The sequence below is a fragment of the Limnobacter alexandrii genome, from assembly GCF_005871185.1.
In the GTDB taxonomy this organism is placed as follows: domain Bacteria; phylum Pseudomonadota; class Gammaproteobacteria; order Burkholderiales; family Burkholderiaceae_B; genus Limnobacter; species Limnobacter alexandrii.
This window is the reverse complement of the sequence record NZ_SWKN01000006.1, coordinates 814,433-827,548: the sequence shown is the minus strand read 5'-3', so window position 1 is coordinate 827,548 and position 13,116 is coordinate 814,433. Positions and strand designations below refer to the sequence as shown.

The 13,116-nt window shown below is 53.7% G+C and carries 15 protein-coding genes; 8 read left to right on the top strand and 7 right to left on the bottom strand.

Going from position 1 to position 13,116, the window contains the following annotated elements; translation table 11 throughout:
* Window position 1 precedes the first annotated feature (1 nt).
* Window positions 2–1,705, top strand: coding sequence for a cellulose biosynthesis protein BcsG (gene bcsG / locus FCS97_RS04135; RefSeq protein WP_138516867.1), 1,704 nt, complete (start codon window positions 2–4; stop codon window positions 1,703–1,705).
* A gap of 12 nt (window positions 1,706–1,717) precedes the next feature.
* A complete protein-coding gene (bcsR, locus tag FCS97_RS04130; protein ID WP_138516865.1) occupies window positions 1,718–1,927 on the top strand; it encodes a BcsR/BcsP family cellulose biosynthesis protein in 210 nt (69 codons plus the stop codon).
* A gap of 9 nt (window positions 1,928–1,936) precedes the next feature.
* Here bcsR and FCS97_RS04125 read toward each other — a convergent pair whose 3' ends face one another.
* Window positions 1,937–3,349 carry a WS/DGAT/MGAT family O-acyltransferase gene (locus FCS97_RS04125; protein ID WP_138516863.1) on the bottom strand — a complete coding sequence of 471 codons (1,413 nt, stop codon included), beginning with the start codon at window positions 3,347–3,349 and terminating at the stop codon, window positions 1,937–1,939.
* A gap of 85 nt (window positions 3,350–3,434) precedes the next feature.
* Window positions 3,435–4,238 carry a crotonase/enoyl-CoA hydratase family protein gene (locus FCS97_RS04120; protein WP_138516861.1) on the bottom strand — a complete coding sequence of 268 codons (804 nt, stop codon included), beginning with the start codon at window positions 4,236–4,238 and terminating at the stop codon, window positions 3,435–3,437.
* A 53-nt stretch (window positions 4,239–4,291) separates the two neighbouring features.
* Between FCS97_RS04120 and FCS97_RS04115 the strand changes: the two genes are divergently transcribed.
* The 3 genes from FCS97_RS04115 to FCS97_RS04105 all read left to right on the top strand — a co-directional run bounded on the left by FCS97_RS04115 (window position 4,292) and on the right by FCS97_RS04105 (window position 6,385).
* Window positions 4,292–4,912 (top strand): thermonuclease family protein, encoded by a 621-nt coding sequence (locus tag FCS97_RS04115; protein WP_138516859.1) that lies wholly within the window; start codon window positions 4,292–4,294, stop codon window positions 4,910–4,912.
* 3 nt (window positions 4,913–4,915) lie between these two features.
* The gene (locus tag FCS97_RS04110) at window positions 4,916–5,320 is read left to right on the top strand and encodes an acyl-CoA thioesterase (protein WP_138516857.1); all 405 of its coding nucleotides are present in this window, start codon (window positions 4,916–4,918) and stop codon (window positions 5,318–5,320) included.
* 144 nt (window positions 5,321–5,464) lie between these two features.
* Window positions 5,465–6,385: a metal-dependent hydrolase gene (locus FCS97_RS04105; RefSeq protein ID WP_138516855.1), complete on the top strand. Its 921-nt coding sequence runs from the start codon at window positions 5,465–5,467 to the stop codon at window positions 6,383–6,385.
* A gap of 78 nt (window positions 6,386–6,463) precedes the next feature.
* Here the strand turns inward: FCS97_RS04105 and FCS97_RS04100 are convergent, their stop codons facing one another.
* A complete protein-coding gene (locus FCS97_RS04100) occupies window positions 6,464–7,594 on the bottom strand; it encodes an AI-2E family transporter (RefSeq protein ID WP_138516853.1) in 1,131 nt (376 codons plus the stop codon).
* Window positions 7,595–7,627: 33 nt separating this feature from the next.
* Complete coding sequence (locus FCS97_RS04095) at window positions 7,628–8,539, bottom strand: DMT family transporter (protein WP_212746434.1); 912 nt, start codon at window positions 8,537–8,539, stop codon at window positions 7,628–7,630.
* 60 nt (window positions 8,540–8,599) lie between these two features.
* Here FCS97_RS04095 and FCS97_RS04090 point away from each other — a divergent pair, with 60 nt between their 5' ends.
* Together FCS97_RS04090 and sorU are read left to right on the top strand one after the other, a co-directional pair.
* A complete protein-coding gene (locus tag FCS97_RS04090; RefSeq protein ID WP_138516851.1) occupies window positions 8,600–9,841 on the top strand; it encodes an NADH:flavin oxidoreductase/NADH oxidase family protein in 1,242 nt (413 codons plus the stop codon).
* Window positions 9,842–9,858: 17 nt separating this feature from the next.
* Window positions 9,859–10,188 carry a SorU family sulfite dehydrogenase c-type cytochrome subunit gene (gene sorU / locus FCS97_RS04085; RefSeq protein WP_138517782.1) on the top strand — a complete coding sequence of 110 codons (330 nt, stop codon included), beginning with the start codon at window positions 9,859–9,861 and terminating at the stop codon, window positions 10,186–10,188.
* Window positions 10,189–10,200: 12 nt separating this feature from the next.
* Here the strand turns inward: sorU and FCS97_RS04080 are convergent, their stop codons facing one another.
* On the bottom strand, window positions 10,201–10,968 hold the full coding sequence (locus FCS97_RS04080) for a class II aldolase/adducin family protein (RefSeq protein WP_138516849.1): 768 nt from the start codon (window positions 10,966–10,968) through the stop codon (window positions 10,201–10,203).
* Window positions 10,969–11,119: 151 nt separating this feature from the next.
* On the opposite strand from FCS97_RS04080, the gene FCS97_RS04075 reads away from it, so the two are divergent.
* On the top strand, window positions 11,120–11,812 hold the full coding sequence (locus tag FCS97_RS04075; protein WP_171035160.1) for a sterol desaturase family protein: 693 nt from the start codon (window positions 11,120–11,122) through the stop codon (window positions 11,810–11,812).
* Between the two features lie 8 nt (window positions 11,813–11,820).
* Here the strand turns inward: FCS97_RS04075 and FCS97_RS04070 are convergent, their stop codons facing one another.
* Both FCS97_RS04070 and FCS97_RS04065 read right to left on the bottom strand, forming a co-directional pair.
* Window positions 11,821–12,492 (bottom strand): hypothetical protein, encoded by a 672-nt coding sequence (locus tag FCS97_RS04070; protein ID WP_138516845.1) that lies wholly within the window; start codon window positions 12,490–12,492, stop codon window positions 11,821–11,823.
* A gap of 140 nt (window positions 12,493–12,632) precedes the next feature.
* Window positions 12,633–13,073: an RDD family protein gene (locus tag FCS97_RS04065; RefSeq protein ID WP_138516843.1), complete on the bottom strand. Its 441-nt coding sequence runs from the start codon at window positions 13,071–13,073 to the stop codon at window positions 12,633–12,635.
* Between the last annotated feature and the right edge of the window lie 43 nt (window positions 13,074–13,116).

Genomic DNA, 13,116 nt, shown 5'->3' with positions numbered 1-13,116 from the left:
CATGCTGTTGTGGAACCTGTACTTTCTCATCAAGTTTGGCCTTCACTTTGCCGGGCAACTAACACTTAGCCCGCTGTGGAACCTGGGCCTGTTTGCCTTGCTGATTGCAACCAACCCGGCAGCTTATCAAAACAAACAACTGATGAAGGTGCTGCGCTACCTGGTGTTTACCGGCCCGGCCATTGCCTTGCTGCTACACGAGTTGGGCTTGGTGGTGTCACTGGCGTTGCTTGATCAAATCCGGGCGCTGTTCGGCTTCTCGCTCGACTACCTGTGGGAACTGCTCAAGCGAACCGTTCAACCCTGGATGCTGTGGGGTGCACTGCTCAGCTTTATGGTGATTCGAGTACTCGACCGGTACATACGCATCAGCAGCTGGGTGGGTTTTGGGCTGCTGGCCATGCTTGGAATTCAGACATTGCCTTTTATTCAGGAACAAGCCCAGACAACCAATGTTGTGACCCTGCAGGAAACTCAAATTCAGCCTCGAGAAAATCTGTCTCCAGCAGAACTGCTTGCCTTGGGTCAGGTGGATTTTCAAAAACTGCTCGTGGCCCGCGACCAGGAAAGCACCACCAAACTTCGTGACAATTCCTATGAAGGTGCAGGGCCAGGCGCTGTACTTGCCGGCTTTTTTGATCGCCAACGCACCGTTGCATTGGCACCTTTCTCGCCAGCAGCCAACCCGGATTTCGATGTGATCGTGTTGCAAATCTGCTCGCTGTCCTGGGCCGACCTGCAATACGCCAAACAAAGCCAGCACCCCACCATTCGACAAGCTGATTTTGTGTTCGAGAATTTCAATTCTGCGACCAGCTACTCGGGGCCAGCGGCCATTCGCCTGTTGCGTGGCAAGTGTGGCCAAACACCCCACGATGCACTGTACACCGATGCAAACAACAGCTGCATGTTGTTTGAGCAACTGCGAAATGTTGGCTTTGAAGTGGAAATGGGACTGAACCACGACGGGAAGTTTCAGGACTTCTCGAAACTTGTAAAAACCAACCTTGGCGGCAAGGCCACCGAGCTGGTTGCACATGACGAAGTACCCGCTGGCGTGCAGGCTTTTGACGGCTCACGCGTGGGACGCGATGGCGACTACCTGCGCGCATGGTGGAACAAACGTGTTGCGCAAAGTGGTCCGGCAGTAGCCTACTACTACAACAGCATTACCCTGCACGATGGCAACCGCTTGCCCAACAGCAACCTGAACAGCCTGAACAGTTACCCCTTGCGCCTGGAGCGCATGCTGAATGACATTCAATCGGTGTTGAGTGAAATCCGCCGCAGTGACCGCAAAGCGCTTGTGGTGGTGGTACCCGAGCACGGTGCCGGGCTGACTGGCGAATTTGGTCAACTGGTGGGGCTTCGGGAATTGCCCACCCCCGCCATTACCAAAGTGCCAGTGTTTGGTTACTGGATTGCACCCGGCTACACCCCGGCGAGCACAGGGCCTGTAACCTTAAAGCAATCGGTCAGCTACACCGCGCTTAGCGAATTGTTGGCACGGTGGTTGGCACAAACCCAGGAACAACAATTAAAACCCACTTGGCCAGTGCTGCTCAGCGGCCTGCCCGACACGCGGTTTGTGTCGCAGCAAGGCAATATCACGGTGATGGAAAGTCAGGGGTCCTACTGGATCAAGGCTCCGGGAGCAGCCTGGAAAATACTGGGCCCGGTTCAAACCATTGCGGCTAGCAACTGAAGGGAAAAAGCCATGGCACAATTTGATCCCAGCGCACCGCCCGCCTTGTTCATGCCACCCGCAGACATGGCGCACGACATTTATGCGCTCAGCGCGCAGCTTGAAGGTTTTGATCACAACATGTATCAAGACATTCAGCAGGACCAGGCGATGTACGACTCATTCCAGCGCTGGCCCTTTTTGTTTGGTATTGCCATGGCGTCGCGATTTAGCGAGGAATAAGCAGTTGCATCAAGCAGCCGTGCGCTTTTTCAGGTTCGCTTTGACTTCCTTGGCGGCCGCCTCCTCAAGCTCGACCAAACCGTCTTCCAGAAACTGCAGAAGACGTTGCATGGAAGGCATGGTTCTGCGGCAAGCCACCAAACCAAATTCAAGCTTGCCCGCGTAACTGTTCAAGGTAATGTTCAAAGCCTGGCCATCGAGTAACAACGAAACTGGGTAAACACCATCCACTTCAGCGCCGTTGAAATACAGCGTGTGCTTGGGGCCGGGCACGTTGGAGATCACGATATTGAAAGCCTGCAGCTTGGGTGCCAAACCAGTCAGCATGTTGAAGCCGCTGATGCCCATCATGGTGGCCACATAGTTCATGATTTCAGTTTGATTCATGCTGGCAAACCGTTCCTTGGAATGGTTCACTGAACGCGCAATGGTTTCAATACGCTCTACAGGGTCCTCGGTGTCGGTGGCCAAATTGGCCAACAACAAGGCCACGTGGTTGCCAGTTGCGGTGTCATCTTTTCGAAGCGACACAGGCACCATGGCCACCAAGGGGCGGGCGGGCAGCGCATTCAATTCACCCAAATAAGAACGCAGTGCAGAACCACACATGGCCAGCACCACATCGTTCAGGGTCATGTTCAAACCGTTCGCACAGTTCTTGATTCGCTCCATGGACCACGATTGCGCAGCCACCCTGCGTGACGCAGTAATACGGCGGTTCAACACACTACGTGGCGCTTGAATCACCGACACAAAATCGGGATCAGCCACACTGGTTTGCCACAAAGAACGGCCCACCTCTTTCACCACTTTGGGCAAGCTGAACAATTGGGTTTTTGCTGTATCCACAACCTGCCCCAGCAAGGTCACCAGCCCTTCTGAAGCTTCGGAGCGCTGCACTGAGCCACGCAAATTCGGGTTGGCCCACAGCGGTGGAATGTCCATGATTTCCGGGTTATCGGCCATGGAACGCTGCAGCATTTTCATGCAGGCCACGCCATCGACCAGCGCATGGTGCACCTTGGTGTACAAAGCCACACGACCATCTTCCAGACCATCGATGACATACGCTTCCCACAAGGGCTTTGCGCGATCCAAAGGCGCAGCATGAAGCTTGGAAGTCAACTCCAGTAATTCGCGAATGCGCCCGGGCTTGGGCAGCGACAAATGAATGAAGTGCGCCTCAAGGTCAAACTCATCGTCCTCTACCCAAAACCACATGCCCAGGCGAGACTTCAAGCGCAAACTAAAGGGCGCCACCGGCTGCGTGTAGGTGCGCATGTCGGCCACCACCTTGTGCACATAATCAACTGTGCTTTGCCCCTTGGGTGGTTTCAGCAACACAAGCCCGCCCACATGCATGGGCTGATTGCGGCGCTCCAGCCACAAGAACAATTGATCATTGGGGGTCAGGGCCTTCATGGGCATGTCTCCGTGTTGTGTTTTTTATTCCCGAATCTTTTGTTACTGCACCACCCGCGCCGCTGGATGCGGATTTGCTGCAATTTCAGCGAATTTGTCGTTTGGCAAACGGAATGGTTGGCTCTTTGCTGTTCTTCACCACAGAAATGCGCTGGTTTTTAAAGCCCAGTACCCGGCGCTGCCAGCGGCGCTCTTGCGTGAGGTGCGCATTTTCATCAATGCCGAAAATTCGTTGCAGCATGAACTTGCTGGCTGCCACCGAGTCGGGCGAACGGGTCAAAATTTCCTGCACCAAGGCTTGCACTTTTTCCTCCGGGTTGTCCACAGCATGGGTGACCAAGCCCAGTTCCTTGGCTTGCAAGCCGGTGAGGATTCGCCCGGTCATGGTCAACTCCTTGGCCACATCCACCGGCAATAGTTCACGCACCAGCGCCGCACCACCCATGTCGGGCACCAAGCCCCACTTGGCTTCCAAAATGGACAATTGAGAATCGGGCGTGCACACGCGAATGTCCGCCCCCATGGCCAGTTGAATGCCAGCCCCAAAGCAGTTGCCATGAATTTGGGCAATCACCGGTACGCCAAGGTCGCGCCAACCCATGCTCCAGGTTTGAAAAATATTGCGCATCGGCAGCCACAAATTGGCGTACATCACCAAGCCGGTTTTCGGGTTGCTCATCACCGATTTCACATCAAGCCCGGCGCAAAATGAGGGGCCTTCCCCTTTCAAAATTACGGCGCGCAAGGTTTTGTGTTTGGCAAGCTGCGCTTGCACCTTGCGCACTTCCTTCAACATGGGCCAATCCACACCATTGTGTTTTTCAGGGCGATTCAGGGCCACGGTGGCCACAGTGTTGTCGCTGTTGAACTGCAGGTTTACTCTGTCCATGGTACTCTCGGCTGTTTTTTGAAACGTTATTCGGCTCGCTAGCCATCTTAACCTTGAACATTCTCAAACCCAATATGATCTTTAAAGTGTTGGCTCTGGTTTTGGCCCTGCTGGGTTACTTTGTGAGCCCTTATGGTCCGAACATTGGCATTGGCGGCCCAGGTGCCACCGAAAACAGCAGGTCTGGTACAGCCAATTCTGGTTCGTACTACCTGGCGCAGGTTACCCGTGTGGCCGATGGCGACACCATCACCGTGCGCAACCAGGACGGTGCCACCCACAAAATACGCATGCATGCAGTGGACGCACCCGAACTGAATCAGGCTGGTGGCGAACAATCCAAACGCTGGTTGACCGAACAGGTGTTGAACAAAGACGTGAAAATTGTGGTGAACAACACCGATCGCTATAAACGGCAAGTGGCCAAAGTGGTGTTGCCGGTAGACGGCTGCGAGCAGCGTTTGTGTGATGGGGAAACCGACATCAACCTGAAAGCGATTCAAGCCGGGCAAGCCTGGTGGTACCGCGAATTTGCACGAAGCCAAAGCAGTGAAGACCGCGTACTTTACGAACAGGCCGAAGACCAGGCCCGCGATGCACGCAAAGGCTTGTGGCAACAAACTGCACCACTCGCGCCCTGGCAGTGGCGCACCGAACAACGCAACCAGCGATAAAACATGAAAGAAATTTACTCCACCACCGTGGCACTGCGCTGGGGCGACATGGACCAGATTGGCCATGTGAACAACACCGTGTATTTCCGTTGTTTTGAGCAAGCCCGCGTGGAATGGATAGACCTGTTTCCGGAAAGCGCAGACAACAACCCGGCGTACGTGGTGATTGTTCACACCGAATGCAGCTTTCTGAAAGAGCTGAAAGCGCCTGGCACAGTTGAAATCAAGGTACTTGCGGGTGAAGTGGGCCGCAGCAGCCTGGTACAACATTACGAAATGCGCCGCACAGATACACCCGACGTGCTGGTGGCCACCGGCAGCGCCAAAATGGTGTGGGTGAGCCCGGAAACAGGTCGTTCTACGCCCATTCCAGACCGTTTTAAAACCATGCTTGACACCCAACAATAGCCTCAAAAACAAGGGTATACCCGAAGTTCTTTCTAGAACGGGTACTCAGTTTTTACTATTGTCGCTCTGAAATTTTATTGTTACATTCACCAATGTCACTGTTGAGTGTGATAACAACAATAAAACGAGTGTAGGAGTCAAACCATGAAGAACATCATGCCTGTCCGCCGCGATGTCAAATTGCATTTGCCTGAAGAAAAGGTTTCCAATTGGCATGAGCGTGGCCCTCACGTAACCCACTTCCTGAACGCGCTTTCCCTATTTTTCCCTGCTGGCGAGCGCATGTTCATGGATGCCGTGCGCAACTACCGCGACGAAATCACCGACCCTGAACTGAAAAAAGCCGTGGTGGCTTTTATCGGCCAGGAAGCCATGCACAGCCGCGAGCATGTTGAGTACAACGAAATGCTGGACCGCGCTGGACTGCCCGCTTCCAAACTGGACAACTTCCTGTGGGGTTTTCTGGCTTTCATCAAGAAAAACCTGGGCAAGCGTTTAACCCTGGCCGCAACCATTGCGCTGGAACACTACACCGCCTTGATGGCAGACCAACTGCTGCGCAACCCGGAAGTGTTGGGTGAGAAATCAGACCCCGCCTACAAGCAAATGTGGATGTGGCACGCCTACGAAGAAACCGAACACAAGGCTGTGGCCTACGACGTGTGGAATCATGTGCTGCCCGACAATATGCACAACCGCTTTAGCCGTCGCCTGGCGATGGTGTTGGCCACTGTAATCTTCTGGCCGCTGGTGGCTTACTTCCACATGCGCCTGGTGTTTGCCGACAAAAGCATCAAGGGCGGCCACCTGAAGGGTTTCTGGACCGTGACCAAAATGCTGTGGGGCAAGAAGGTTGGTGTGCTTCGCAACCCGGTGGTCAGCGGCGAATTCACCGACTACTTCAAGGCTGACTTTCACCCCTGGATGCACGACAACAGCCGATTCCTGACAGAAATCGACAACTTCGTGGCCTCTGTTGAAAACTCGGGCCGTAAGCCAAATACGGAAATTGCGAATGCCATTCGTGCCCGCATGAACAACCAGTTGAAAGCAAACGCAGCTTAAAAAAATTTCGTGACAGAAATCTTGGGCTGAACAGCCGGTGGGAGAAGTGAGCAGCCCACCGGTTTTTTTTCGCCCTGATTACTTGGCCTGCCGGTAATACTCGCTTTGCTCATAATGGGCAAAGGCATGCAGGTAGGCCACTTTGAAAATTGCGGCCAGCGGCAACGCAAGGAACACGCCGACCAAGCCAAAAATTGCCCCGAAAAATGCCAAGGCAAAAATAACGGCCAGGGCTGACAAACCAATTTTGTCACCCACCACCAAAGGCGTTAATACAAAGCCTTCCAGAAACTGCCCCACCACAAACACCAACAGCACCAAGAAAATGGGCAGGAAGCCCTGTAACTCAAGCGCCGCGGTTAGCAAGCCCACCAGCAATGCCACTGCAAAGCCAAGGTACGGCACCACGCACAGCACCCCGGCCAACATGCCCAAGGCCCAACCACTTTGCAGCCCCACCACGCTCAATCCAATCGAATAGAATGTGCTGAGAAACAACATGACCACCATCATGCCCTTGATGTATTCGGTCATGACAGAATCAATTTCGCTGAACAAGGGTTGTGCGCGTTTCCACAAATGCGGCGGAAATACTTGCCGAAACTGTTTGGTGATCTGGGTCCAGCCAGGAAGAATAAACAAGGTAGCAATGACCGTCAGCGACACAAAACCGGTAATACCCAACACCGACTGAGAACCCGAGCGCAACAACTTGGTGCTGATTTCCGCCAAAGTGCCACGGTTCTCGCTGATGTAAGCTGCAATCCGATCTCTCATTTCCGTGCTGTCCACCGACACGGTCAAACCGAATACATCGTTTAGCCACGGCAATACGGTGCGCTTCACATTCACAATCAGTTGCGGCAGGTTGCTCTGGATCAATTCAAGCTGAGTCAGCACCACCGGAATAAACAACAAACCCACGCTGGAAAAGATCAACAGCAGCGCGAAAAAGGTGAGTACCGCACACACCGGCAGGGGAATACGCCCGCGTAGTTTGCTGTGCACCCACCTACTGGGCGCCGCCAGCAAATAGGCCAGCACAAAGGCAGCCAAGAAGGGTGCCAATACCGGCCACAAATTGATAACCACCGCCAACACCAAGGCTGCACTGAGCAACAATCCCCAGTGTTGCAGGTAAAACTGCTTGGCCAATATGGACAAACTGGTCTCGGTGTTCTTGCCTTTGGGTTTATCAACTTCATTCATCGATTCATTGTCCAGCCAATTTGAATTAAGACATTAACGCTTTCCGCGTAAAACCAGATACACACCACCCAGTGTCATGACCATGGCCACCAACAAGGTTGCGGTTACCGCTTCATCCAGAAACACAACACCCGCCAATGCGGCAATCACCGGTACGCTCAGCTGCACACTGGCTGCCGAGGTGGTGGGTAACGAAGGCAGCACCTTGTACCACACCGCATAACCAATACCACTGGCCAGGCAGCCCGAGGCCAGCGCAAACAACACCCCCGCCACAGTGGGCGTGGGCAGGTACACAGTGTATAAGGCCAGGCCACGCTCGACGGTAACACCGGGAATATGCACCCCCGCCTTGGCGGAAAAATACACGCTCATCCACACCAACAACATGACAAAGGCAGCACGAGAGAAATTGCCCGCTGTGTCGGCCAACGGTGATTTTGAGCCCTTCCCCACCACCGAATACACACCCCAGCAGGCACCTGCCAAAGCCATACTCACCGCAGCGAGAACGGAAGCCGGTGTTTGCAAATGCGGCCACAACAACAGCACCAAACCTGCTGCAGCCACCACAGCGCCCAGGGCGCGTAGCCCCCTTAAACGATCACCCTGCGTGGCGGCATAGGCAATCATGCTCAACTGCACACTGGCAAACAAAATCAAGGCACCCGTGCCGGTACTCATGTACAAATAGGCCATTGAAAAAAGCACTGCATAACCAAACAGCGCCCACGCACCTGCCCAACTGCCCTGTTGACCGCCCTTGTTCTGAATGCGCAAACACAACCACAAGGTGACCGCCCCGCTGATCAGTCGAATGGCAGTAAAGCTGGCTGGGTCAATTTGCCCCGCACCCAAAGCTGCCCGGCAAAAAAATGAGTTCGCTGCAAACGCGCACATGGCGAAGGCTGTAAAAATTAGTGTGTTGACTTCAATTTTTTTCATTCGTGCAAGCTACTATGTGACAACAACAATTTTCAACTTCCAGACGCCGGAGACATCTTCATGCGCATCGAGCTACGCGACCCACTCACATTGCCCTGCGGCGCCACTGTTCCCAACCGACTGGTAAAGGCCGCCATGAGCGAAGCCCTGGGTACCCGGGACAACCGCGTAACACCGGAAATTGTGCGGGTGTACCAGCGTTGGACAGCTGGCGGCATCGGTTTGAATATAACCGGGAATGTGATGATTGACCGCCGCGCACGTGCAGAGCCGGGCAACGTTGTCATCGAAGACGACCGCGACATGCCCCTGTTGCAGCAGTGGGCCAAGGCAGGACAGGCCAATGGCAGCAAAATCTGGGTGCAAATCAACCACCCCGGCAAGCAATGCCCCAAAGGTATGAACAAAGAAACTGTGTCGCCCTCGGCTGTGCCGTTTCACAAAAGCCTGCAAATGATGTTTGCCACGCCGCGCGAACTCACCGAGACTGAAATTCTCGACCTGATTGCCCGCTGGGGCCGCACCGCCAAGGTGTGCAAGGATGCCGGTTTTGATGGCGTACAAATTCACGGCGCGCACGGCTATTTGATCAGCCAGTTTTTAAGCCCCCTGAGCAACCAGCGCACCGACCAATGGGGTGGCAGCGCAGAAAACCGCCGCCGCTTTGTGCTGGCCATTTATGATGAAGTGCGCAAGCAGGTGGGTGCTAACTTTCCGGTTGGCATCAAATTGAACTCAGCCGACTTCCAGAAAGGCGGTTTTTCCGAGGAAGAATCACTGGCTGTGATTCAAGAACTGACCGCGCGCGGCATTGACATGATTGAAGTGTCTGGCGGTACCTATGAAGCCCCAGCCATGACGGGCGCCAGCGCCAAACCCAAGAAAGAAAGCACCATCAAGCGCGAAGCCTACTTCATGGACTTCACCGAGAAAGTACGCGCAGTTTGCAAAGTGCCTTTGATGCTGACTGGGGGTTTCCGCACCGTGGGCGGCATGAAAGAAGCGCTGAACAGTGGCGCGGTCGATCTGATTGGTTTGGCCCGCTCCATTGCCATTGAACCCGATTTGCCCAAGCGCCTGCTGGACAACAAAGAAGCCCTGCATCCGGTCAAGCCGCTGATTACCGGCGTGAAAGCCGTGGACCGCACCGGATTGCTGGAAATTCAGTGGTACACCCGCCAAATTCACCGCATGGGCAAAGGCAAAAACCCTGTCCCGAACGAGAGTGCCCTGAAAGCCCTGTTTTTCTATATTCTGGATAGCAGTTGGGGCTTGTTCAAAGCCCGCAAATTACGGGCTTGATTGAGAAAGAGGACAGCATGGTGCGATTTGCTTGCGTATTGTTATTGAGTTTTGGTGCGTCAACCGCATTCGCCATGGACGACGCGGCCATTCTTGAGCAGGGCCGCAAACTGTTTCAAACCGATGCCGACCCCGCGTGCGCCATTTGCCACACACTGGCCGATGCCGGCACCAAAGGCAAAATTGGCCCTGTGCTGGATGAACTGAAACCCAGTGAAGAACGTGTGCTGAATGCGCTTAAAAACGGCAAAGGGGGCATGCCCCCTTTTGTGGATCACCTCACGGTGGATCAAATGAAAATTCTGGCGAAGTATGTTTCCACCGTGACCGGTGGAAACAAGCCTTAGGCTAAAAGCAACTCAGTTTTTGTAATCTGGCTGCTCGCGGTCCAGCTTGCGCAGTAAGGCAGGCCAGGCAATGTTGCCACCCAAACCACGGGTCACTTGCGCCGCCGCCGCCCTGATGCCATCCACAATGGGCTGGGCAATTGGAATCAAGGTGGCCCCGCCAGATTGCGCTGCAATTTGAACCTCGCAGGCACGCTGCAAAATAAACATGTTCAAAAAGGCATCGGCCACAGTCGAACCACAGGTCAGCAAACCATGGTTGCGCAAAATCAGGTTATTGGCCTCGCCCAGGTCGGCTTGCAAGCGCGCCTTTTCATCTTCCCGCAAAGCCAAACCTTCATAGTCGTGATAAGCCAAACCAGCCAGCGGAAACAGCGACTGCTGGGAAATTGGCAACAAGCCCTGTTCCTGAATTGAAACTGCGACGCCGGCCACCGTGTGGGTGTGCATCACGCAATGGGCATCGTGCCGTATGGCATGCACCGCACTGTGAATGGTGAAACCAGCCGGGTTCACATCATAGGGGCTGTTGTCCACCTTCTCGCAATTCATGTTCACCTTCACCAGGCTGCTGGCCGTTATTTCTTCGAACATGAAACCGTAAGGGTTGATCAAAAAATGGCCGTCTTCGCCTGGTACTCGGGCAGAAATGTGCGTGAACACCAAATCGTCCCACTTGTGCATGGCCACCAAACGATAAGCCGCGGCCAAATCAACGCGGGCTTGCCATTCCTGCTGGCCAATGTGGGCGGGTGGGGTACTTGAAAGCGGTGCATTCATGGTGAGTCTCCTTTGCTGCTTTTGGAATTGTGTTTTTTATAAAGTGTACCAGCGCGCAGCCAAGTGCTTGCAAAAGCACTTGAAATTCAAGGCAATCAGGGGCAATCTAACATTACAAAATAAAATTCATACTGTGGGAGACAGTAATACCATGCATGCCAAAGTCAAGCAGTTTGTACCCAAGGAATCTCAAGACGAAGCCGTTCGATCGGTGCGTGCCAACTACCGGGCTGAATTCATTTCCCCAACCTACCAAGGCTATTTGCACCTGGCCATGACCATGACCTTGGGCCTGGGTGTCATTGCCTTGTGCATCTATTGGCTTGAATCACCCAGCCTGCTGGAATGGCTGACTATACCCGCCACTTTTTTGTATGCCAATTTTGCGGAATGGGCTGGCCACAAATACGCCATGCACCGCCCGGTGAAGGGCCTTGGCTTTGTGTACAAACGGCACTCGCTGCAACACCACAAATTTTTCACCGACACCCACATGGAAATTGACAGCAACCAGGACTTCAAAGCCGTGCTGTTTCCTATCGCAATTGTCGGCTTTTTCGTGGTGGCGTTTTTTGTGCCCATGGGCTTTTTGCTGGCCTGGTTATTCAGCCCCAACGTGGCCTTGTTGCTGGTGGCCACCGGCATGGCGTATTACCTGAACTATGAATTGCTGCACCTGTCGTATCACTTGAAAGAAGATCACTGGGTACATCGCATTCCCGGCTTCACTCGCTTTGCCCGCTTGCACACCACGCACCACGACCAGCGGATCATGGCACACAAGAATTTCAATATCACCTACCCCATCATGGACTGGTTGATGGGCACTTGGGACAGGCGGTAATTCAAGGTTCAAGAAGACTGGCGCTGTTGAAGAACTATTCGCCAATACTCGGAATGTAACGGCGCACCGCCAGGTTGAGGATTCAAGGGCGAATCCTCGCGGCCGCTTTGCATGTCAATTACTTTATACATTTTTCCCGGTTCCAGCATGCCCTCCTTTTCTCCCCGGGCGGTTTTGCCGGAAAAAGTTGACAAAGCCGACACATCGATCACGCCAAATTCGGGCTTGATCGTCAGGTCAACATTGCCCCCACGGTAAACCTGATGGGGCTGCAAGGTCACCGAGGTAATTCGGTCAAAGGAAATCAACGCCCCCGGGCGGTAAAGCGACCTGACGAGGCTTGGATCAAGCGTCAAGTTTCGTTTGACAACCGACGCCTTCGTCAAGGCGATGGTTGGCAAGGTTTCCAGAATCAGACTCTCCAGCGCCTTGACCGGGTCACGGCGGTCACGAGGCCCGCCCATAGGGCTGTGAGCTTCATGAATCATCCTATCCAGCCCTGCGGATGTATACGCAGCAATCGCCAACAAACCCGCTTCAGAAATTGTGCGCTGAGCAACTCTGGGTTTCACCGACTCTCGCCCTTGTTCCACGATCTGCTTCAAATGTGTCAAATTAAAAAATCTGCCCAGCAGGGCTGCTGCGTCAGACTCATCCAACAGAATCGATTGTGAGTTCACACAGGGGGAATTCTTCGCTTGTTGCCCAAAGACACGCAGAAGATTGTTGAATATCATTTGAGAGAAGGCTCATCTGGTGATTGCACCAACTGAGTGGCTCAAACAGGTATGTCTGGTTCCGTTTGTGCAAAACAGGCTTCTTACAAACGTTCATCCCGTATCACCACGGTGTTGGCCAATTTGTCATGCCAGGCCCGCTTCTTGGAATCAAACACAATCCACAACACGCCGAGGCCGAGCGGCAAGTAAGAAATGTAATAGGCAAAGTAACGGCCAATCGCCTGGCCCGGTTTCAGGGCTGCACCCGTTTCGGCATCCACCACCTTGAGTGCAAACAACATTTTTCCTGGCGTGGCTTTGCGAAATATCCAGAACAACACAGTGGCCACAGCTGGCGCAATCCACGAAATCACCACCTCGCCAAACCCTCTGAAAAGTTCGGGACTATTCATGTCACCGTAAACAGAGCCGTACACCAAATACAGCACAGGAGCGGTGATCACCATAATCAAGACCGTGTCCACCACGACCGCACCCAGCCGCACCCAAAACCCGGCGTACTCCACATCATTTGAATCCATCAATCACCTTTGTTTTCTTGAAGTTTCTGGAATATCTGATTCA